This is a genomic window from Cryobacterium sp. W22_MBD10_FK3, from assembly GCF_052113745.1.
Lineage (GTDB): Bacteria > Actinomycetota > Actinomycetes > Actinomycetales > Microbacteriaceae > Cryobacterium.
Window position 1 is genome coordinate 41,548 of record NZ_JBGQOH010000010.1, and the last position, 20,163, is coordinate 61,710.

Sequence of the window (20,163 nt, forward strand, 5' to 3'; positions counted from 1 at the left end):
CCGGGCGGGTCGGGGCATCCGTTTGGCTGATCATCGAGGCATTCTCCCAACCGATGCACAGCCGCCTCATCGGGGATTCCCGGTGGGCGTGAAACAATGGAGGCATGACCAATCAGAGCCCCTTCGGCGGTCGTGCCGCCGCCGCGCTGTATCCCGTGCTGCCCAAGGGTGAGGTGGTGGCGACCTACGAGACCTACAACGAAGCTCAGCTGGCCGTTGACGTCCTCGCGAAGGCCGACTTCCCGGTGAAGCAGCTCTCGATCCTGGGCAACGACCTCAAGACCGTTGAGCGGGTCACCGGCAAGCTCACCTGGGGGCGGGTGGCCCTGGCCGGCTCGGCATCCGGTGCCTGGCTCGGTGTGTTCTTCGGCCTGTTGTTCTTCATCTTCTCCCCGGATGCGGCCGGGCTGCCGTTCGTGTTCGCCGCGGTGCTGATGGGTGCCGGCTTCGGCATGCTCTTCGGCCTGGTCAGCTACGCCGTGAACCGTCGGCGCAAGGACTTCACCTCGACGATGCAGGTGATCGCCGGCAACTACCAGGTGATCGTGGACGTCGAGTTGCTGAACAAGGCGCGCAACCTGCTCGCCGGTCACGCCGAGCCCGCAGCCGCCGCCGCGGCGCATCCGTCTGACCCGCCGCGATCCGCACCAGAGCCCGTACCGCCGGCCGAACCCACGGGCGACCCCGCCGGCCACCCGGCCGGTGACCAGCCGACAGCGCCGCCCGCGTACGGTCAGCCGGCCCCGCCGGTGTCTGCCCCGCCGGCCGCCGGCCCGGCTGCGCCGCAGCCGCCGGTCTCCGGTCCGATCGACCCCGCCCGCTAAACGGGTCTGCCGCCACCACACCTGTCCGGCTCCCGGGTTGGCTGCGGGTGGGCCGGGGGCACGGCACCGGGTGCCGAGCCGACTGTTGCCGAATCGGACAAATGGTGCCGGTGTGCCGGGTGCCAATGTCCGCACGGGCAACAGTTGCGGGCAGGGCCGCGCGTGGCCCGCTGACGGCTAGGCCTGCAGCGCGGCCATCCAGGCCTCGACCGCCGCGGATTCGCGGGGGATGCCTGCGGAGAGGTTCTCGGCGCCGGTCTCGGTGATCAGGATGTCGTCTTCGATGCGCACCCCGATGCCGCGGTACTCGGCCGGCACGGTGAGGTCGTCCGGCTGGAAGTACAGGCCGGGTTCGATGGTGAAGACCATGCCGGCCTCGATCACGCCGTCCATGTACATGTCGCGGCGGGCCTGGGCGCAGTCGTGCACGTCGAGGCCGAGGTGGTGGCTGGTGCCGTGCACCATGTACCGGCGGTGCTGGCCGTTCTCAGGCTGCAGCGCCTCCTCGGCGGTGACGGGCAGCATGCCCCAGTCTGCGGTGTGGCGGGCGATGACGGCCATCGCCGCAGCGTGCACATCGCGGAAGATCGCGCCCGGCTTGGCCACCAGGAACGCGGCATCGGCGGCCTCGCGCACGGCGTCGTACACCCGGCGCTGCACGTCGCTGAAGATGCCCGTGATGGGCAGGGTGCGGGTGATGTCGGCGGTGTAGTAGCTGTCCACCTCGACGCCGGCATCCAGCAGCATCACGTCGCCGGGCACGACGGGGCCGTCGTTGCGGGTCCAGTGCAGGATGCAGGCGTGCGGGCCCGAGGCGGCGATGGTGTCGTAGCCCACGGTGTTGCCGTCCACCCTGGCCCGGGTGTTGAACACGCCCTCGACAAGGCGTTCGCCGCGTTCGTGGGTGCTCGAGCGGTGCAGGTCGCGGATGACGTCTTCGAAGCCGCGAGCGGTGGCCGCCACGGCCAGGCGCATCTGGCCGATCTCGTAGGCGTCCTTCACCAGCCGCAGCTCGGACAGGTCGCGGGCGAGCTGCGCATCCGCGTCGTGCTCACCGTTGATCTCGACGCTGAACGGCGCATCGGCGGCGTTCGCGGTGAGCATTCTCTCGGCGGCGTTGCGGAGGCGCGCGTCGTCGACCTGGCCGGTGAGGAACGGGTCGGCCTCGCGCACGAGCAGAGTTTCACTGTCGACGCGGCGGAGCACCTCGGCGAAGTCGTCGATGCCGCGCACTGTGAGCGCCAGGTCGCCGGCGACCTGGGCGATCGAGGGGCGCGGTCCGATCCAGAATTCGCCGATTTCGGAGTTGGCGTAGAACTCGTCGGAGTCACGGCCGGCGCGCTCCCTGAAGTACACGGTGACCTCGTGGCCGGTGTGGGTCGGCTCGAAGACGAGCACGGCGCCGGGCTCGGCATCGCTGCCCCACCCGGTGAGGTGCGCGAAGGCGGAGTGGGCGCGGAACGCGTAGTCGGTGTCGTTGGCGCGCTGCTTGAGGCGCCCGGCCGGAACGATCAGTCGGTGGCCGAGGTGCTGCTGGGAGACCCGGTCGCGCCGGGCGGCGGCGAACGGCGCCTGCTCGCGGGCGGGCGGCACCTCTTCGGAACGGTCGGCCCAGCCGCTGGAGATGTACTCCTTGAACCCTTCGGAGCCTGGCGTGGTCGACCGGTTCTCGTTGGAACGGGCGGCGGGTGCGGCGGCGGAAGCGGGTGCGGGGGCGGTGTCGGTGGAGTCAGCCATTCCTCCATTGTCCCACCCGGTGAAGCGGAGCGCGTCGGTCGAGCCTCAGCCGATGGCCGTGAGCGTGGCGACGACGGGCCGGTGATCGCTGCCGGCCGAGTCCTCGGTGCCGATCACGCGCATCCGTTCGACCTGCCAGTCGGGGGTGGCCAGCACGTGGTCGATGGGGGTGCCGAGCAGGGTGGGCGCCCACGCCGGCCAGGTGCCCACCGCGCCGGCGCCGGCGACCAGGCCGGCATCCCGGCAGTCGCCGAGAACGGCGCCGTCGGAGGTGGCCCGGCCGGCGAAATGGTCGACCGTGGCGTTGAAGTCACCCGCCATGATCACGCCGCCGGTGCTCGAGGTGCTGCACTGCTCGGCCAACCAGTCCAGGTCGGAGCGCCAGTTGGACATCTCCCACTGGATCGGAGCGACGGCGTGCACGGCGATGATCGTCGGGCCGGCGCCGTCCACGGGTGCCGCGATCACGGTGGGCAGCACATTGGTGTTGCCTGGCGGGCCGGAGCCTTCCGCCGAGGTGACCGTGTAGTCGCCGAGGTCCGGACTGATCAGCAGTGTCGTGGAGCGTGCCTTGGAGATGAGGTCGAACGACACCGTGTGCACCCACATCGGCCGCCCGGCCGCGCGCATGGCCTCGGCGATCAGCACGCCGGTTTCCTCGGTGGTCTCGGGCAGGGTGAGCACGTCCGCCTCTTCGGCCAGGGCGAGTTCGGCGATGGCGTCGGCGCCGGGGGCATCGCCGAGGGTGTTCCAGCTCAGCACCGTGATGGGGGCGCCGGCGTCGACGGCGAGGTCGGTGGTGGCGGCAGCGTCGGCGGCGGCGGCTGCGGCTGCGGCTGGGTCGGTCGGCGCAGCAGCCGAGCCCAGACCGCGGTGCAGCAGGATGCCGGTGTTGACGGCGCCGAACGCGACGAGGAGCACCATCAGCAGGGCCGTGGTGCGGCGGAGCGGTCGCACGAGGAGCAGCAGGATCGCGAGGAGGGCGAGCAGGGCGACGGCGACAACCACTGCCAGGCCGCGGAAGGACACGGCGTGCGCGACGACCCAGGTGTTCTGCAAACCGAACAGTTCGGGCCAGGCCAGCACGGTGAGGATGGCCAGGGTCGCAAGCCCGACGACGGCGCGGAAGAGGAAGGAGAACATAGATGAGTCACTGTAGGCGACAAGGCTGTATTCCCGCGCCAACTAGCATGGGGGAATGGCAGTCGAACGGCGTTCCACGGGTCCGATCGACCTGCACACCCACTCCAGCGTTTCTGACGGTACCGAGACCCCGTCGCAGCTCGTGCGCGCCGCCGCGGCCGCCGGGCTCGGCACCGTGGCGCTCACCGACCACGACTCCACGGCGGGCTGGTCGGAGGCCTCCGTCGCCGCCAGGACCGCCGGCATCACGCTGATCCCCGGCATGGAGTTCAGCACCCGCGTCGGCCACGCCAGCATCCACCTGCTGGCCTACCTGTTCGACCCGTCGGATGCCGGAATCGTCGCGGAGACCGCGCACATTCGTCAGGCCAGGCTCACCCGTGCCGAGCAGATGGTGGCCCGCATCGGCGCCGACTACGAGATCACCTGGGACGACGTGCTCGCCCAGACCACCACGGGCGGCACCGTGGGGCGCCCGCACATCGCCGACGCCCTGGTGGCCAATGGGCTGGCGCTCACCCGCAGCGAGGCGTTCGCGGGCATCCTGCACTGGGAGGCCGGTTACTACCAGCCGCACTATGCCCCGGACCCGCTGCGCGCGGTGGCCCTGGTGCGTGCGGCCGGGGGAGTGCCGGTCATCGCGCATCCGGCCACCCGCGGCGTCGCCGACGTGATGGCCGAGAGCCGGTTGGCCGCCCTCGTGGAGGCGGGCCTGTTCGGCCTCGAGCTTCGGCACCGGGAGAACAAGCCGGAGGCCACCGCCCGGCTCACCATGCTCGCGGAGAAATATGGTCTGGCCGTCACCGGGTCCAGCGACTACCACGGCGAGGGCAAGCCCAACCGGCTCGGCGAGAACACCACCACGCCCGAGGTGCTCGAACGTCTGATCGCCCAGGGTCACGGGTCGGAGCCGGTCTTCGCCGGCTGATTGGTGTCGTGACGCTGGTTCGCTGAGACTCAGCCGAGCTGCGTGCCTTGCGAGACCCACACCCGGCCGATGGCGTCGGAGTACTCCGGCAGGCAGGCGTCGGCAACGGTCTGGATGGCTGCGAGCTCCGTGTCGTTGGGCGCCTCGATCGAATAGTCGAAGCTGAGCTGGTTGCCGCTGTGCGCTATCGGCGAGGCTTCGGCGCCCGCCGCACCGACGCAGCCGTGCCAGTCGTCGACCGACTGCCGGTACTCCGCCTCGTCGACGTACAGATCCGCCAGGACCAGCTGCTGGTATTCACTCGCCCCGTCACGCAGCTCGGTGCGCTGATCGTCGGTCAGACCGTTGAAGGGCGAGACGCTACACCCGGCGAGCACCAGGACTGCCGCGACCGGGACGAGGAGTGCCCTCCGCATCGGGCTACCTCGCGGCCGAGAAGTGTCGACGCACGGCCGAGGCACGTTCGTCGGTGAGCAGCCAACGTGTCTCCGGCGGATTCAGTGTGCCGTATTCGCGGCGGAGGAAGACCCGGATGGGCCGTTGGCCGATACCGAGCTCTCGTGACAGATCGGCCGGTGTGCGGAGATCATCCATACCGCGAGGGTACTGCTCGGCGCGAGCCGGCGGGGCTTCGCGAGTTGCTGCACTGTGCCCCATCCGAGGCGCTCAAGGGGGATTCTCCGGCAAGTCGGCGCCACGGCGTGCCGCGACAGGCTGCGAAAGGCCCGATGACGCGAGGTCATGGGGCCTTCTGCCGCAAGCCGGTGCCGGCTGCGACGGCGCGGAGCTCGTTACGCGGTGGGCGCCTGCGGGGAGCGGCGACGGGTGCGGCTGCGGCGGCGCGGGGCGCTGTTGCCGTCGTGGTGTTCGGCTCCGCCGCCGTCGTGGGTGCCGGCGGCCGGGGTGGCCGCGGGGGCATCCGGGTTGGTGGTCGAACTCACGCGCACCCGGGTGCGGGGCGCCTGGTCGGCGGAACGGCCGGAGCCCGAGCGGTCGCCGGAGCGTCCCTCGGAGCGCCCGCCGGAGCGGCCGTCGCCGCGACCGCCGCGACCGGAGTCGCGGCCGGACGGGGCTCCAGGCACGGTCTCCTTGATCGGGGTCGCGCGCAGGCGGCCCTTGGAGCCGGCGGGGATGTTCAGGTCGGTGTAGAGGTGCGGCGACGAGGAGTAGGTCTCCTGCGGCTCCGGGGTGCCGAAGTCGAGGGCCTTGTTGATCAAAGTCCACTTGGGCATGTCGTCCCAGTCCACGAAGGTGACCGCGATGCCGGTCTTGCCGGCGCGGCCGGTGCGGCCCACGCGGTGCAGGTAGGCCTTCTCGTCTTCGGGGATGGTGTGGTTGATCACGTGGGTGACGTCGTCGACGTCGATGCCGCGGGCGGCGACATCCGTGGCGATCAGGATGTCTTTCTTGCCGGCCTTGAACGACGCCATGGCGCGCTCGCGCTGCTCCTGGTTGAGGTCACCGTGCACGGCGGTGGCGTTGAAGCCGCGGTCGCCGAGTTCCTCGACGAGTTTGGCGGCGGCGCGCTTGGTGCGGGTGAAGATCACGGTCTTGCCGCGGCCCTCAGCCATCAGGATGCGGCCGATGACCTCGTCCTTGTCCATGTTGTGCGCCCGGTAGACGAGGTGCTCGATGTTGGCCTGCATGAGGCCCTCGTCGGGGTCGCTGGCACGGATGTGGATGGGCTTGGTCATGAACCGGCGGGCCAGGGCCACGATCGGGCCGGGCATGGTGGCCGAGAACAGCATGGTGTGGCGGGTGGACGGCGTCTGAGAGAACAGCTTCTCGATGTCGGCGAGGAAGCCGAGGTCGAGCATCTTGTCGGCCTCGTCGAGCACCATCTCGCGCACGTTGGCGAGGCTGAGCAGACGCTGGCTGGCGAGGTCGAGCAGGCGCCCCGGCGTGCCGACGACGATCTGCGCGCCGGCCTTGAGCTGCTCGATCTGACCCTCGTAGGCCTTGCCGCCGTAGATGGAGACGACGGTGGTGCCGCGGTTGCCGGCGGCAAGCTCGAGGTCTTCGCTGACCTGCACGCACAGTTCGCGGGTGGGAACGACGACGAGAGCCTGCACGCCGGGCTCGGGGTTGAGCCCGAGGCGCTGGATCAGCGGCAGCCCGAAGCCGAGGGTCTTACCGGTGCCCGTCTTGGCCTGGCCGATGATGTCCTGGCCGCTGAGGGCGAGGGGGATGGTCTGCGTCTGGATCGGGAAGGGCTCCAGAATGCCCTTGGCGGCCAGAGCCTCGACCATGTCCTGGTCGATATTGAGATCGGTGAAGGTCACGTTTTTGTTTGCCTGTTCAGCTAGAAGCGGGATGCGCCCGTCTTTTGCTTCAGGCGCAAGTCCACCGATCCGACGCCGGTGAATGACACCAGACTATAGTGCGGCCCTGGGCGGAACGGGTGACCACACCGCACCCGGCACGTTATTCGACAGCGGAGCCGGAGACCTGGACCTATGCTTGGCAGGTGATCTCCTGGTTAGGTGAACGCCCGAAACGGGCAGAAACTCCGCGGCTGTCTGCCCGGGGCGACAGGCGCGCCACCACGAAGGTGGACATCACCGAACTGGCGCCCGACCTGCTCACCTACCTCGGCCAGGCCGCATATTTCGAATTGGGAATGTTCGAGAGCCTGTCGACGGCGGTCATCACGGCCCCCACCCTCGCCGCGAAGGAGGGACTCAGCCTCGCCGCCGGCCGGGCGCTGTCGAAGCACCACGGACTCATCGACGAGATCCGCCGCCGCGACGGCGAACCGGCCAGCGTGATGGGTCCCTTCGTTCCGGCGCTGGACAACTTCCGTGCGATCACCGCGGGCGAGGACTGGCAGGAGCTGCTGCTCAGCTGCTACCTCACCGGCGGATTGCTCGACGACTTCTTCATCAGGCTCTCCGACGCGTTGCCCGGCGACATCGGCCCGCGCATCGCGCATCTGCTCGGCGAACACGGCGGTGCCGATGTTCTCGTGCACGAACTCTCCGCGGCCATCGCCGCACAGCCGGCGCTCGAGTCGCGCCTGGCCCTGTGGGGGCGGCGCCTCGTGGGCGACACCCTGCTGGTGGCCCGCTCGGCCATGGCCGTGACCCAGGACTCGAAGATCGAGCCCGTCTTCACCGAGCTGATCGCGGCGCACACCAGGCGGATGGACGGCCTCGGCCTCACCGCGTAGCCGCGCCCGCCCCGCACAGCGCGCGCATCCGCCCCGATCACGAAAAAACACCCCCATCGATCTCGATGAGGGTGCTCTCTCAGCTGACGTTACGCGGGCAGCCCGGTTTTGCTGATGGTGTGCAGCATCGCGAGGTCTGCGGCCTCACGGCGACGCCCGAGAACCACATCGACCACGACGGCGGCGACGGCGGCGACCACGAACGACACCCACCAGATCCAGCCGCCGTCCCACGCCCAGCCCAGCCAGGTCAACACGACCCAGACCAGCGACGCGACCCCGGTGCCCACGGCCGGCACCAGCACTGAACCGTGCGTGAGCCGGCGGGGCAGCGCGTAGCGTGCGGCGAGGCCGAGCAGCGCGCCGCCGAGGGCGACGAACAGAAGCTCCATGGGAGTCTTAGGCCACGAAGCCGACGCGGCGGGAGGACTCGGAGCCCAGCTCGACGTAAGCGAGTCCGACGGTCGGGACGATGTACACGTGCCCCTTCTTGTCACTGAGCTTGAGGTAACCGGTCTGCCCCGCGAGGGCCGCAGCGACGGTTTCCTCGATCTCGGTGGCCGGCTGGGTCGACTCGAAGCTGATCTCCCGGGGGGAGTTGAAAATGCCAATGCGAATGTCCACGGATGCGCCTTTCGGTTGCCTACCCGCTCAGATTACGACATGCCCCATGCTCGGCCCGCCACGTTCACTGTCGGCGCAACCCGTTACCGTTGGACCGTGATGAACCCGGTGTCCGAACTGCTCGACGATCCCGCCGTCCCCGCAGCCGGGCGTGCTGCCCCGGCCACCCCCGCGCCGCTGTCGGCCGAGGCCGCACCGCCCGCCGGATTCCCCGGCCTGGATGCCTCCCAGCAGGCCGTTCTGCGCCTGCCGGTCGACCGGTCGGCCGCGGTGATCGGCGCCCCGGGCTCTGGCAAGACCCACACCCTCGTGGAGTTCGTCGCCGACCGCGTGCTCGCCCGCGGTTTCTCGCCCAGCGAGGTGCTGGTGCTCGTGCCCACCCGCACCGGCGCCACGGCGCTCCGCGACAGGCTGGCCCTGCGCCTCAAGGTGCCCACGAACGGTCCGCTGGCCCGCACCATGAACTCCGTGGCCTTCCAGATCGTGCGCGACGCCGAGGTGGCGACCGGCCGCACCAGCCCGACGCTGCTAACCGGCGGCGAACAAGACCAGATCATCGCCGAGATTCTGGCGGGCGACATCGCCTCGGGCACCGGACCGGCCTGGCCGAGCCCGCTCGACGCCGAGGTGCGGGGGCTGCGCGGCTTCCGCACCGAGCTGCGCGACCTGATGATGCGCGCCGTGGAGTACGGGGTCACCCCCGCACGCCTCGCCGCCCTCGCCGAAGCCCACGACCGCCCGGAGTGGGCCGCCGCCGCCACGTTCATCGGCGACTACCAGGAGATCAAGGATCAGAGCCGGCCTGGCCAGTTCGACTCCACCGAGCTCGTGCAGTTCGCCGCGGCCATCGTGCAGGACGCCCCCCGGCTGCCGCCGCGACCGGCCGGCGTCGCCGGGCCCACCGCGCTGCCCGCCGTGACCGCAGGCAACCCGCTCGGTCCGCTCGGCGCGCTCAAGCTGATCGTGCTCGACGACGCCCAGGAGGCCACCCAGTCGACCCTGGCCCTGCTCGCCCAGTTCGCCGCCAGGGGCGTCACGATCGTGGCGTTCGGCGACCCCGACCTCAGCACCGGGTCGTTCCGCGGCGCCCACCCGGATGCCCTCGGCCGGCTCGGCCACTACCTGCGGCTGCCCGAGGTGGACACCCGCATCCTCGACACCGTGCACAGGCACGGCAGCGAGCTGCGCGGCGTGATCCGCGAGTTCACCGGACGGATCGGTGCCGCCGCGGCCGGCACACAACGCGCGGCCGGCAATTCGGCGGAGGTTCAGAATGCGGGCGCCGAGCCCGCCGCGGTGCCCGCTTCGGAGCCCGCCGCGGTGCCCGCTTCCGTGACCGCCGCGGCGCCAGGCGCCGTGCAGACCGTCGTCACCGCCAGCCCCGCCGACCAGCTTGCCGTGATCGCCCGGCGTCTGCGCGAACGTCACGTGCTCGACGGCCTGCCCTGGGGGCGGATGGCCGTGATCGTGCGCACCGGCGCTCTGGTGCCCGCGCTGTCCAAGGGCCTCGCCGCCCTCGAGGTGCCCACCCAGGTGGCCGCCGCCCAGACTGCCCTGCGCGATGAACCTGCCGTGCGGGCCTTCATCCTCGCCCTCGACATCACCCTCGGCCGCCGCCCGCTCGACGCCGACGCGGCGGTTGACCTGCTCCGCGGCCCGCTCGGCGGCCTCGACCCGATCACCCTGCGTCGCCTGCGTGCGGCGCTGCGGCAACAGGAACTCAGCCGGCCCGAACCCGGCGACCCCGAACCCGTTGACCCCAGCCCCGGCGAACCCGAGCCCGGCCAACCCACGCCAGGCAACGACGGCGCCCGCACCGCCGACGAGCTGCTCGTCGAGGTCTTCGCCAACCCGGCCCTGCTCGAGCCGATCGACAACCGCACCGCCCGCCGGGCCGCATCCTGCGCCAAGAACCTTCGCCAGACCCGCACCGCCTTCGCCGCCGGAGCCACCATCGAGGAACTCCTCTGGGGACTCTGGCAGCGCAGCGGCCTCGCGCCGGCCTGGGCCGAGCAATCCACCGGCACCGGCATCGACGCCGACGAGGCCAACCACAACCTCGACGCCATCGTGGCCCTGTTCTCGGCCGCGCAACGCTTCGTCGAACGCACCCCGGCGGCCCCGCCCGTCTTGTTCGTGGAACACCTCGTCGACACCGACGTGCCCGAAGACACCCTCGCCCCGCGCGCCCTGGCCGAATCCGTGCTCGTCTCCACCCCCAGCGGCACCATCGGCCGTGACTACGACCTGGTGGTGCTCGCCGGCGTGCAGGAGAACGTCTGGCCCGACCTGCGCATCCGCGGCTCGCTGCTCGGCGCCGGCGACCTGGCCCTGCTCGCGGCGGGGGAGCGGCCCGACCCGGCGGGCGCCCGCACCAGCGTGCTGCACGACGAACTGCGCATGTTCGCCCAGGCCGCCTCCCGCAGCCGCACCGAACTGCTGGTGACCGCCGTCGACAACGACGAGAACCAGCCCTCGGCGTTCCTGCGGCTGCTGCCGGAGCCGGACCCCGCACCCCTGGCCCGCTACCCGCTGTCGCTGCGCGGACTGGTCGGGCGACTCCGCCGCGACCTCACCCACACCCTGCGCCCCCGCCTGCACGCCACGGCGGACGCCGACCCCGTGGCCGCCCTGCCCGCCGTGCTGCCGATGCGGGCCACGGATGCCGCCGCCACCCTGGCACGCCTGGCCCGCGAGAAGGTGCCGGGAGCGTCGCCCGCCGAATGGTACGGCCTGCGCCAGGCCAGCACCACGCGGCCCCTCAACGACCCCGACGCCGGCGACGGACCCGTGCGCGTGTCGCCCTCGCGCATGTCGGCGTTCGAGACCTGCCCGCTGCACTGGCTGATCGGCCAGATCGGCGGCGGCGACTCGAGCACCGCGGCCAACCTGGGCACCATCATCCACAAGGTGATGGAAGACGCCACCGACCCCGCCAACGCGCCCGACCCCGGCCAGATCACCGCGGATGCGCTCTGGGCCGGCGTCGAGGCGCGCTGGGGCGAACTCGCCTTCGACGCCGACTGGCAGTCCAGGGTGCAGAAGACCCAGGCCCGCGAGCTCACCGACCGGCTCGCCGCCTATCTCGGCGACGGCGCCCGCGACGGCACCCGACTGCTCAGCGCCGAGGGACGCTTCAACCTGGACCTGGACGGGGCCGTGCTCTCGGGCACCATCGACAGGGTGGAGCGGCTGCCCGATGGCCGCGCCGTGATCGTGGACCTCAAGACCGGCAAGGGCGACCCTACCAGCGACACCGGGGTCGCCGAGCACCCGCAGCTCGGCGCCTACCAGCTGGCCTTCTCCGCCGGCGTCATCGACGGCCTCGAACCCGGCATGGAGCTGGCCGGCGCCCGCCTGGTCATCGTGTCCTCCGGCACCCAGAAGCAGAACTACCGCAACCCCACCCAGCCCGCCTTCACGCCGGACGAACTCGCGACCTTCACCAAACGGGTCACCGACGATGCCGCCGGCATGGGCGGCGCCACATTCGTGGCCGAGATCGCCGACCACTGCCTCAACCCCCGCTCCTACGGCTCGTGCCGCATCCACGTCATCAAGCAGGTCAGCTCATGAGTACCCCCCACACGCCGGCGCCGCCGGTCAGCGCCCTCGACATCGCCGAGGCGCTGGGCATGTTCCCGCCCACCAGCGAACAGCAGGCCGTGATCGAGGCCCCGCTCAGCCCCACCCTGGTGGTGGCCGGCGCCGGCAGCGGCAAGACCGAGACCATGGCCAACCGGGTGCTCTGGCTGCTGGCCAACGGCCACGCCAGGCCCGACCAGATCCTGGGCCTGACCTTCACCCGCAAGGCCGCCGGCGAACTCGCCGAACGCATCAACTCACGCATCCACCAGCTCGGCGAGGCCGGGTTGATGCCCAGCAGCGCCGCCACGACGGCCGGCGAACCCGGTATGGTGCGGAGCCTCGATTCGGCCGACCTGTTCAACGCCCCCGCCGTCTCCACCTACAACTCCTTCGCCAGCCGGCTCTTCACCGACAACGCGCTGCTGCTCGGCCGCGAACCCGAGTCGGTGCTGCTCAGCGAGACCAGCGCCTGGCTGCTCGCCCGCCGGGTGGTGGTCGCCAACGGCGACGGCCGGCTGGTGCAGTACGGCAAGGGCGTCGACGCCGTCACGGATGCGGTGCTGTCGCTCAGCCGGGCCCTGGCCGAGAACCCGCCCCCGTTCGTGCCCGGCGAGGAGCCGGTGCCGCACGACCTGGCCCGCCTGGCGACCAGCTTCGGTTACCTCGCCGACCTGCCCTACGGCAACCCGCGCAAGAAGAAGCCGTACGACTCGGTGCTCGAGGCCATCGCCGCCGTCGCGCCGCTGCCGGTGCTGGCCGAACTCGCGGATGCCTACGGGGCCGAGAAACGCCGTCAGGGCCTGATCGAATTCTCCGACCAGGTGGCCCTGGCGCTGCAGGTCTGCCGCAAGGTGCCGGCCCTGGTGACCCGTTACCGCGAGCAGTACCGCATCGTGCTCCTGGACGAATACCAGGACACCTCGGTGCTGCAGACGGAGCTGCTGCGCACCCTGTTCGCCCACCACCCGGTGATGGCGGTCGGCGACCCGCACCAGTCCATCTACGGCTGGCGCGGCGCCAGTTCCGCCAACCTGCTCGGCTTCTCCACCGACTTCGCCGAGCTGCCCAACACCGCAGCGCCGTCGATGTCGCTCTCGTTCACCTGGCGCAACCCGGTCACCGTGCTCGAGACCGCCAACGCCCTGGTCGCCCCGCTGAGCGCCCAGCTGCGTGCCCGGCCGAACGGCATCCAGGTGGAGACCCTCAAGGTTCCGCCTGGCAAGGCCACGGGCTCCGTCGACGCGGGCATGCACGAGACCATCGCCGACGAGGCCGCGGCCGTCGCCCGCTGGTTCGCCGGAAGGCTCGCTGCCACCCCCGGCGACGCGGACGCGGCACCCAGGTCCGGCGCCATGCTGTTCCGCGCCCGCCGCGACATGGAGTTCTACGCCGAGGTGCTGCGCGAACACGGTGTGCCCGCGCACGTTCTCGGCCTCGGCGGCCTGCTCTCCACCCCCGAGGTGGCCGATGTGCTGGCGGTGCTGCGGGTCGTGCACGACCCCTCGGCCGGCAGCGACCTGATCCGGCTGCTCACCGGCGGCCGCTGGCGCGTCGGGGTGCGGGATCTGCAGGTCCTCTCCAACGTGGCCGGCTGGCTGGCCACGCACGACTGGGCGCAGAAGGCCGTCACCGACGAGCTCAAGGCCAAGCTGCGCGCATCCGTGGCCACCGAAGAGAGCCGGTCGCTCGTCGACGCGCTCGACTTCGTGGCCGCCGCCGGCGAGTCACACGGCCAATTGGCCGATTTCAGCGCCGAGGGCCGGCAGCGCCTGCGCCAGGCCGGCCGGCAGCTGGCCTGGCTGCGCAGCCGCGCCAACCTGGGGCTGCTCGACTTCGTGCGGCTGATCGAACAGGAGACCCTGCTCGACCTGGAACTGGTCGCCAACGAGAGCCACGGCCGGGCCCTGGCCAACCTGTACGCGTTCCACGATGCCGTCTCTGCGTTCCTCGACAGTGACGAGCTGGGCACCCTGGCCAGCTTCCTGCGCTGGCTGGCCCGGGCGGAACGCCAGGACGACCTCGGTCCGCGCGGCGAAGCGGCCGAACCCGGCACCGTGCAGCTGCTCACCATCCACGGCTCCAAGGGCCTGGAGTGGGACTACGTGGCCATCCCCGGGCTCACCGAGAAGAACCTGCCCGCACAGAGCCGGGAGACGACGGGCTGGTTGCGCTTCGGCGAACTGCCCTACCCCTGCCGCGGCGACCGGGCCGAACTGCCCGAACTCAAGCGCCTCGGTCACGAGACGCAGCTCGAATTCGACGAGGGCTTCACCCTCTACAAGGAGCAGCTCGCCGACCGGCACGACGCCGAGGAACGCCGGCTGATCTACGTGGCCACCACCCGGGCCCAGCAGCAGCTGCTGCTCACCGGGGCGTTCTGGGGCGGCGGAACGACAGTGCGAAAGCCCAGCCGCTACCTGCTCGAACTGGCCGAGGCCGGGCTGATCGCCGACCTGCCGGAGGGCAGCGAGCACGACGAGAAGCCGGTCACCGACGACGACGCCACCGAGGTGTGGCCGTTCGACCCGCTCGGCACCCGCCGCCCGGTGGTCGAGGCCGCGGCCGCCCTGGTGCGCGCGCACGACGAGCAGGGCGCCGACGCTGGCGCGCCCACCGATGCGGATGCCGCGGCCGGCGCCGCCGAGACGCCCTGGTCCCGGGAGGTGACCCTGCTGCTCACGGAACGGGCAGAGCGTCTGGCCGGCCCCGGCTCGCTCGACCTGCCCACCCGGATCCCGGCATCCAGGTTCAAGGACTACGTCGACGATCCCGCGGCGGTGCTGGCGCGGCTGCGCCGACCGATGCCGGAGCGGCCATACCGGGCCACCCGGCTGGGCACCCTGTTCCACTCCTGGGTCGAGCAACGCTCCACCGGGGCGTCATCCGGTGACCTCATCGACGCGGGCCTGACCGAGCTCGACGTCGAAACCGACCTCGAGCTCGATACCGCCCCTGACACCGGCGCCGGGTTGGAGCTAGAGCAGCTGGAGACGTTCAAGGCCACCTTCGAACGCTCGCCCTGGGCGGCGCTGGCGCCGGAGGAGGTGGAGATCGAGATCCACCACGTGCTGGGCGACCAGGTGTTCATCTGCAAGCTCGACGCCGTCTACAAGACCGCCACCGGCTACCAGGTGGTGGACTGGAAGACCGGCAAGGCGCCCAAGGACGCCGCCGACCTCGAACTCAAGCAGACCCAGCTGGCGCTGTACCGGCTCGCCTACGCGACCTGGAAGGGCATCGACCAGGACCTCGTCGACGCGGTGTTCTACTTCGTCGCCGATGACCGCATCGTGGCCCCGGAGCGGCTCTACTCCGAAGAGGACCTTCTGCGGGCCTGGTCATCGGTGGCTGAGTCATCCGCCGTGGGGTCGCCAGTGGGAATCGGGCCCGTGGAGTCGTCGGTGTAGTCCGTGTCGAAGCCGGTGCCGTCGAAGCTCGTGACCCTGGAGAACGACCCGGTGTCGGCGAACTCGCTGGTGCCGTACTCGGAGTCGTCATCGCTGTTGCGGCCCGCTGATCCGGTGGCCCGGGTGCGGGGAGTGTCCTTGAGCATCGACTCGACATCGGAGACGCTGAGGATCGGCCCGGTATCGGGGGAGAGCGAGTTCATGGTGTGGCTGTGCACATTGTCGACGAGGCCGTCGAGCATCGACACGGCGTCCTCGACGATGGCCTCGTCGTGGGTGTCAACACCGTGCAGCAGCCAACGGGCCAGTTCCAGCTCGGCGTAGAGCATCGCCCGCTGGGTGATCAGCGGGTCGTTGCCCTGCCGGGCGGCGGTGTAGGTGGCCACCGCGGTCTCGGCGGCGTCACCGCGGGCGGCGAGCAGCCAGTTGAGGTCGCGGGCGGGATCGCCGACGCTCAGGGCCGACCAGCCGAGCACGGCGCACACGGCGTCGTCGCTGATCAGAAAGGACTCCGCCGCGAGCGAGCCGTGGATCACGGTCGGCGCGAACTGCCAGAGCGAATCGTCGTCGGTGGCCAATTCCCAGCGGCGCAGCAGCGCCGCGGGCAGCTTGCCCGTGTTCGCGGCCCGGTCGATCAGGTCGATGGTGGACGTGCGGCAGTCCTGCGCGCTCTGCTGCACCAGGCCGGCGTCGCCGATGAACGCCGACGGCAGGCCGTGGATGGCGGCGATGGCGCGGCCGATCGAGCCGGACACGCCCTCGTGGCCGGTCAGCGCATCCGCATCGTAGGAGGCGCCGGGCAGGCGCTCGTAGACCACGGCCCTGGTGCCCTCGAACGGAGCCTGGCCCACAAAAACCGGCACGTCGAACGGCAGCCGGCTGCGGTTTCCGGTGGTGAGGGCGCGGAGCGCGACGAGGTCGGCGGACTGCTCGGTCTCGGCCGCCTGCGACGTGGGAACCCGGATGATCAGCTCCTTCTCATCGCGGGTGACCAGCAGTGCGGAGTCGAACGACCCGTTGCCGGCGAGACTGTGATTTCGGGCGTGGGCGACGTCGAGCTCTGGAACTGCATTGGTGGCCAACGCGGCTAGAGTGAGGTGGGATCTGGCCATGCCTTCTAGGTTAGGTCGAGTTCCTCCCGGCGGGGCCATTCGCCACGCCTGCAGTCAACTTCGGCACGTGTTGCCCGATCTTTGAGGGGTTTCATGTCGTTCAGCTTCACGGCCACACTGCCGCTTTCCCGGCACGCCGTTGATCGCGACAACGACGCCCGCGCCGAACCTGACCTGTTCGAACGGCTGTGGGCGGATGCCGGCACCCGCGCCCTGCCGCTCTGGCACGGCAAGGTGCTGCTCGCCGAGCCCTCCGACGGCACTCCCCGGCTGCGGCTGCTCGCTCCGGGCGACCTGCCCACCGCCGTGGCGTCCGCCGTGCGGGTGTACCTGGGTCGCTCGCTCGACACCGCCGCCGCCGAGCCCGTGGGCACCCCGCTCGTGGCCGTGCCGCTCAGCGACGAGCAGGCCACCCTGCTCGAACCTGACGAATCACAATGGGTCGGGCTCCGCGACTACGCCACCGTGCTCTCCGACCGGGACACCGGCATCCTCACCGAATCCCTCGGCATCCTGCACTGGCATGACTCGCACCCGCACTGCCCGCGCTGCGGCGCCGCGACGAACGTCACCACCGGCGGCTGGGTGCGCCACTGCCCCGTCGACGGCAGCCAAGTGTTCCCGCGCACCGACGCGGCCGTGATCGTGCTGATCACCGACGACCGCGACAGGGTGCTGCTCGGCTCCAACGCCATGTGGGAGGCCAACCGGTATTCGCTGTTGGCCGGGTTCGTCGAACCCGGCGAATCGTTCGAATCGGCCGTGGTGCGGGAGGTGTTCGAAGAGTCCGGCATGCGAGTCGCCGACCCGGTTTACCGGGGGTCGCAGCCGTGGCCGTTCCCGGCGTCGATCATGGTCGGCTTCACCGCCCGCCTGGCCGACGGTCAGCTCTCCGATGGTCTGGTGCCCGACGGCACCGAGATCCTCGACCTGCGCTGGTTCAGCCGGGCGGAACTCGCCGACCCCGACAACGGCATCATGCTGCCGGGGCCCTCCTCGATCGCCCGCGCCCTGATCGACGACTGGTTGGCCCGGCCGGAGCTGCCGGGTGTCTGACCGGCTGGCCCCCACCGCCGAGTCGCTGCTCACCGGACTCGACGAGCAGCAGCGCGTCGCCGCCGAAGCCCTGATCGGCCCGGTCTGCATGCTGGCCGGCGCCGGCACGGGCAAGACCAGGGCCATCACCCACCGCATCGCGTACGGCGTGATGAGCGGCGCCTACTCGCCGAACCGGGTGATGGCGCTCACCTTCACCGCCCGGTCCGCCGCCGAGCTGCGCGGGCGTCTGCGGCAGCTCGGCGCCGGCGGGGTCGCCGCGCGCACCTTCCACGCGGCGGCGCTGAGCCAGCTCAACTATTTCTGGCCGCACGTCGTCGGCGGCCAGGCGCCGCGCATCCTCGAGGGCAAGGGCCGGCTGCTCGGCCACGCCGCCGAGGTGCTCAAGCTCAAGCTCGACACGGCCACCCTGCGTGACCTGGCCGGGGAAATCGAATGGCGCAAGACCTCCGGGCTCAGCCTCGACCAGTACGCCACCGCCGGACGGGCGCTGCCGGGCCGGCTCGACATCGACCAGACCCTGGACATGCAGGCCGGCTACGAGCGGCTGAAAGACGACCGCAAGCAGATCGACTTCGAAGACGTGCTGCTGGCCATGGCCGGCATGATCGAGGCCGAACCGTCCGTGGCGCTGCAGGTGCGCGAGCAGTACAGGTTCTTCGTCGTCGACGAGTTCCAGGACGTCTCCCCGCTGCAGTACGACCTGCTCAAGCTGTGGCTCGGCGACCGGCGGGACCTCTGCGTGGTCGGCGATGCCAGCCAGACCATCTACTCGTTCGCGGGCGCCCGCAGTGACTACCTGCTCGACTTTCCCAAACACTACGAGGACGCCACCGTGGTGCGCCTGGAACAGAACTACAGGTCCACCGCCGCGATCGTCGCCACTGCCAACCAGCTGATGCGCGGCCGGCCCGGTGCGCTGTCGTTGCACGCCGCCGTCGCCGAGACCGGGGTGGAGCCCGCCGTGCGGGAGTACCCCAATGACATGGCCGAGGCCCGCGGGGTGGCGCAGAGCATCTTCGAGCTCATCGAATCCGGCATGGCCCCGGAGAACATCGCGGTGCTGTACCGGGTGAACGTGCAGGCCGCGCTGCTCGAGACCGCGCTCGGGGATGCCGGGGTGAGCTTCCAGATCCGCGGCTCCAAGCGGTTCTTCGACCTGCCCGAGGTGAAGCAGGCGGTGATGTCGCTGCGCGCGGCATCCGTCTCGATCATGGGCGAGCCGCTGTTCAAATCGGTCAGCGACGTGCTGCGGGGCCTGGGCTGGAGCCAGACCGCTCCGGACACCCGCGGGGCCGTGCGGGACCGGTGGGAGGCGCTCAACGCGATCATGGGCCTCGTCGACCAGGCGGCGCCCGGCACCACCTTCCGCCAGTTCACCGATGAACTCATGGAACGCCAGGCCGGCCAGCACGAACCCACCGTCGCGGCAGTGACCCTGGCCACACTGCACTCGGCCAAGGGCCTGGAATGGGACGCCGTGTTCGTGGTGGGCCTGTCCGAGGGGCTCGTGCCGATCAGCTACGCCGGAACCTTCGAGCAGGTCGACGAGGAACGCCGGCTGCTCTACGTTGGCGTCACCCGCGCCCGCAAACGGCTGGCGCTCAGCTGGTCCGCGGCCGGAAACCAGCAACGTTCCCCGCGCGAACGATCACGCTTTCTGGCAGAAATCGGCATCCGCACCGCTCGTGCGGCCGGTGCGCGCGGCGCCTGAGCGTCACAGACTTAGCGTCGATCGCCAGCGACACGGCCGCGTATTCGTGCGAGGCCGCGAACACCCGTTCGTGCGCGATGCCGGCCGCCGTGGCGGCCACCGCGATGCCCAGCCGGGGTGTTTCGGTGGGTGCCGTGCGGTGCAGCAGCTGGCTGGCGATCGCGGGCCAGGCCGGGTCAGCGTCGACGTGGTCGAGTTCCAGGCAGGTCAGGCACGGGCCGGCGCCGGGCTCGACGAGCGGACCGAGACGCGCCTCGGTGTCGCTGAACAATACCGGCAGGTGCGGCACATCACGCCGCAACCAGCGGCCGTGCCGTTGGGGCGCGAGCACGAAGTGGTCCACGATCACGGCCAGATCGGGCAGCTGGGACGCCCCGGGCGCGCGGTCCTCCGGCGTCAGCACGGTGAGTTCCAGTTCGGCGAGCAGGCCCCGGATGCGGTCGGCCGTGGGCCCGTGACCGTCAACACAGACGACGGGGCGCTCCACGGGGTGGTCAACGGGGTGCACCGGGGCTGCCGATCTGCCGGCGAACGGGAGGACCGCGCGAGGCTCTGTGCCGGGTGGCGTCTGCTCGGGGTCGAGGCCGACCAGCGCGGGGCCCAGCGCGTCGAGCAAGGCGATGGTCGCCGCATCCGTGGCACCGGACTGCCGCCCGAGCATCAACGCACCCGACCTGGGGACCCCCACCCGGAGCGCCGCGATCACGTTCTCCAGCGGCGCCGTCACACCCGGCACTATCGCCAGCGGTCGGTCGATGCCGAGCTGGATGGTGTCGGGAGTGCGCCAGACGAGGGGATAACGAGGGTCGAGTCGTAGGATCATCCGGCGATCTTCCCCCAGGTTGAGCGGCGCCGCCGGAT

16 protein-coding genes are annotated in these 20,163 nt (G+C 71.0%); 7 read left to right on the forward strand and 9 right to left on the reverse strand.

Features of this window, described 5'->3' with window-relative positions; all coding sequences use genetic code 11:
• Positions 1–104: 104 nt before the first annotated feature.
• Complete coding sequence (locus ACEN2M_RS11325; RefSeq protein ID WP_441648228.1) at positions 105–824, forward strand: general stress protein; 720 nt, start codon at positions 105–107, stop codon at positions 822–824.
• Positions 825–1,001: 177 nt separating this feature from the next.
• On the opposite strand, the gene ACEN2M_RS11330 is transcribed toward ACEN2M_RS11325, so the two are convergent.
• Both ACEN2M_RS11330 and ACEN2M_RS11335 read right to left on the reverse strand, forming a co-directional pair.
• On the reverse strand, positions 1,002–2,561 hold the full coding sequence (locus ACEN2M_RS11330; RefSeq protein ID WP_441648229.1) for an aminopeptidase P family protein: 1,560 nt from the start codon (positions 2,559–2,561) through the stop codon (positions 1,002–1,004).
• Positions 2,562–2,606: 45 nt separating this feature from the next.
• Positions 2,607–3,704 (reverse strand): endonuclease/exonuclease/phosphatase family protein, encoded by a 1,098-nt coding sequence (locus ACEN2M_RS11335; RefSeq protein ID WP_441648230.1) that lies wholly within the window; start codon positions 3,702–3,704, stop codon positions 2,607–2,609.
• Positions 3,705–3,759: 55 nt separating this feature from the next.
• Between ACEN2M_RS11335 and ACEN2M_RS11340 the strand changes: the two genes are divergently transcribed.
• Positions 3,760–4,632: a PHP domain-containing protein gene (locus ACEN2M_RS11340; protein ID WP_441648231.1), complete on the forward strand. Its 873-nt coding sequence runs from the start codon at positions 3,760–3,762 to the stop codon at positions 4,630–4,632.
• A gap of 29 nt (positions 4,633–4,661) precedes the next feature.
• Here ACEN2M_RS11340 and ACEN2M_RS11345 read toward each other — a convergent pair whose 3' ends face one another.
• The 3 genes from ACEN2M_RS11345 to ACEN2M_RS11355 form a co-directional block, all read right to left on the reverse strand.
• On the reverse strand, positions 4,662–5,048 hold the full coding sequence (locus ACEN2M_RS11345) for a hypothetical protein (protein WP_441648232.1): 387 nt from the start codon (positions 5,046–5,048) through the stop codon (positions 4,662–4,664).
• A gap of 4 nt (positions 5,049–5,052) precedes the next feature.
• Positions 5,053–5,226 (reverse strand): hypothetical protein, encoded by a 174-nt coding sequence (locus ACEN2M_RS11350; protein WP_441648233.1) that lies wholly within the window; start codon positions 5,224–5,226, stop codon positions 5,053–5,055.
• Positions 5,227–5,423: 197 nt separating this feature from the next.
• Positions 5,424–6,914: a DEAD/DEAH box helicase gene (locus tag ACEN2M_RS11355; protein ID WP_441648234.1), complete on the reverse strand. Its 1,491-nt coding sequence runs from the start codon at positions 6,912–6,914 to the stop codon at positions 5,424–5,426.
• Positions 6,915–7,099: 185 nt separating this feature from the next.
• Between ACEN2M_RS11355 and ACEN2M_RS11360 the strand changes: the two genes are divergently transcribed.
• Complete coding sequence (locus ACEN2M_RS11360) at positions 7,100–7,801, forward strand: ferritin-like fold-containing protein (RefSeq protein WP_441648235.1); 702 nt, start codon at positions 7,100–7,102, stop codon at positions 7,799–7,801.
• Between the two features lie 89 nt (positions 7,802–7,890).
• On the opposite strand, the gene ACEN2M_RS11365 is transcribed toward ACEN2M_RS11360, so the two are convergent.
• A complete protein-coding gene (locus ACEN2M_RS11365) occupies positions 7,891–8,193 on the reverse strand; it encodes a hypothetical protein (protein ID WP_441648236.1) in 303 nt (100 codons plus the stop codon).
• Between the two features lie 7 nt (positions 8,194–8,200).
• Positions 8,201–8,425, reverse strand: coding sequence for a DUF3107 domain-containing protein (locus ACEN2M_RS11370; protein WP_265398581.1), 225 nt, complete (start codon positions 8,423–8,425; stop codon positions 8,201–8,203).
• A 99-nt stretch (positions 8,426–8,524) separates the two neighbouring features.
• Between ACEN2M_RS11370 and ACEN2M_RS11375 the strand changes: the two genes are divergently transcribed.
• Both ACEN2M_RS11375 and ACEN2M_RS11380 read left to right on the forward strand, forming a co-directional pair.
• A complete protein-coding gene (locus ACEN2M_RS11375; protein ID WP_441648289.1) occupies positions 8,525–12,001 on the forward strand; it encodes an ATP-dependent helicase in 3,477 nt (1,158 codons plus the stop codon).
• On the forward strand, positions 11,998–15,420 hold the full coding sequence (locus ACEN2M_RS11380; RefSeq protein ID WP_441648237.1) for a UvrD-helicase domain-containing protein: 3,423 nt from the start codon (positions 11,998–12,000) through the stop codon (positions 15,418–15,420). The genes ACEN2M_RS11375 and ACEN2M_RS11380 overlap by 4 nt, the downstream gene beginning before the upstream one ends.
• On the opposite strand, the gene ACEN2M_RS11385 is transcribed toward ACEN2M_RS11380, so the two are convergent.
• Complete coding sequence (locus ACEN2M_RS11385) at positions 15,321–16,532, reverse strand: phosphotransferase (protein WP_441648238.1); 1,212 nt, start codon at positions 16,530–16,532, stop codon at positions 15,321–15,323. The two genes, ACEN2M_RS11380 and ACEN2M_RS11385, sit on opposite strands and share 100 nt — an antisense overlap.
• Positions 16,533–16,625: 93 nt before the next feature.
• On the opposite strand from ACEN2M_RS11385, the gene nudC reads away from it, so the two are divergent.
• Both nudC and ACEN2M_RS11395 read left to right on the forward strand, forming a co-directional pair.
• On the forward strand, positions 16,626–17,588 hold the full coding sequence (gene nudC / locus ACEN2M_RS11390; protein WP_441648239.1) for an NAD(+) diphosphatase: 963 nt from the start codon (positions 16,626–16,628) through the stop codon (positions 17,586–17,588).
• Complete coding sequence (locus ACEN2M_RS11395) at positions 17,581–19,302, forward strand: ATP-dependent helicase (RefSeq protein WP_441648240.1); 1,722 nt, start codon at positions 17,581–17,583, stop codon at positions 19,300–19,302. The genes nudC and ACEN2M_RS11395 overlap by 8 nt, the downstream gene beginning before the upstream one ends.
• Here ACEN2M_RS11395 and ACEN2M_RS11400 read toward each other — a convergent pair.
• Complete coding sequence (locus ACEN2M_RS11400) at positions 19,193–20,125, reverse strand: TOMM precursor leader peptide-binding protein (RefSeq protein ID WP_441648241.1); 933 nt, start codon at positions 20,123–20,125, stop codon at positions 19,193–19,195. The two genes, ACEN2M_RS11395 and ACEN2M_RS11400, sit on opposite strands and share 110 nt — an antisense overlap.
• Between the last annotated feature and the right edge of the window lie 38 nt (positions 20,126–20,163).

Bases quoted from the DNA above. Each gene is read 5' to 3' on its own strand.
- ACEN2M_RS11380 (WP_441648237.1), top strand. From the start codon at position 11,998: ATGAGTACCCCCCACACGCCGGCGCCGCCGGTCAGCGCCCTCGACATC.
- ACEN2M_RS11385 (WP_441648238.1), bottom strand. From the start codon at position 16,532: ATGGCCAGATCCCACCTCACTCTAGCCGCGTTGGCCACCAATGCAGTT.
- ACEN2M_RS11375 (WP_441648289.1), top strand. From the start codon at position 8,525: ATGAACCCGGTGTCCGAACTGCTCGACGATCCCGCCGTCCCCGCAGCC.
- ACEN2M_RS11350 (WP_441648233.1), bottom strand. From the start codon at position 5,226: ATGGATGATCTCCGCACACCGGCCGATCTGTCACGAGAGCTCGGTATC.
- nudC (WP_441648239.1), top strand. From the start codon at position 16,626: ATGTCGTTCAGCTTCACGGCCACACTGCCGCTTTCCCGGCACGCCGTT.
- ACEN2M_RS11330 (WP_441648229.1), bottom strand. From the start codon at position 2,561: ATGGCTGACTCCACCGACACCGCCCCCGCACCCGCTTCCGCCGCCGCA.
- ACEN2M_RS11340 (WP_441648231.1), top strand. From the start codon at position 3,760: ATGGCAGTCGAACGGCGTTCCACGGGTCCGATCGACCTGCACACCCAC.
- ACEN2M_RS11325 (WP_441648228.1), top strand. From the start codon at position 105: ATGACCAATCAGAGCCCCTTCGGCGGTCGTGCCGCCGCCGCGCTGTAT.
- ACEN2M_RS11335 (WP_441648230.1), bottom strand. From the start codon at position 3,704: ATGTTCTCCTTCCTCTTCCGCGCCGTCGTCGGGCTTGCGACCCTGGCC.
- ACEN2M_RS11400 (WP_441648241.1), bottom strand. From the start codon at position 20,125: ATGATCCTACGACTCGACCCTCGTTATCCCCTCGTCTGGCGCACTCCC.
- ACEN2M_RS11345 (WP_441648232.1), bottom strand. From the start codon at position 5,048: ATGCGGAGGGCACTCCTCGTCCCGGTCGCGGCAGTCCTGGTGCTCGCC.
- ACEN2M_RS11365 (WP_441648236.1), bottom strand. From the start codon at position 8,193: ATGGAGCTTCTGTTCGTCGCCCTCGGCGGCGCGCTGCTCGGCCTCGCC.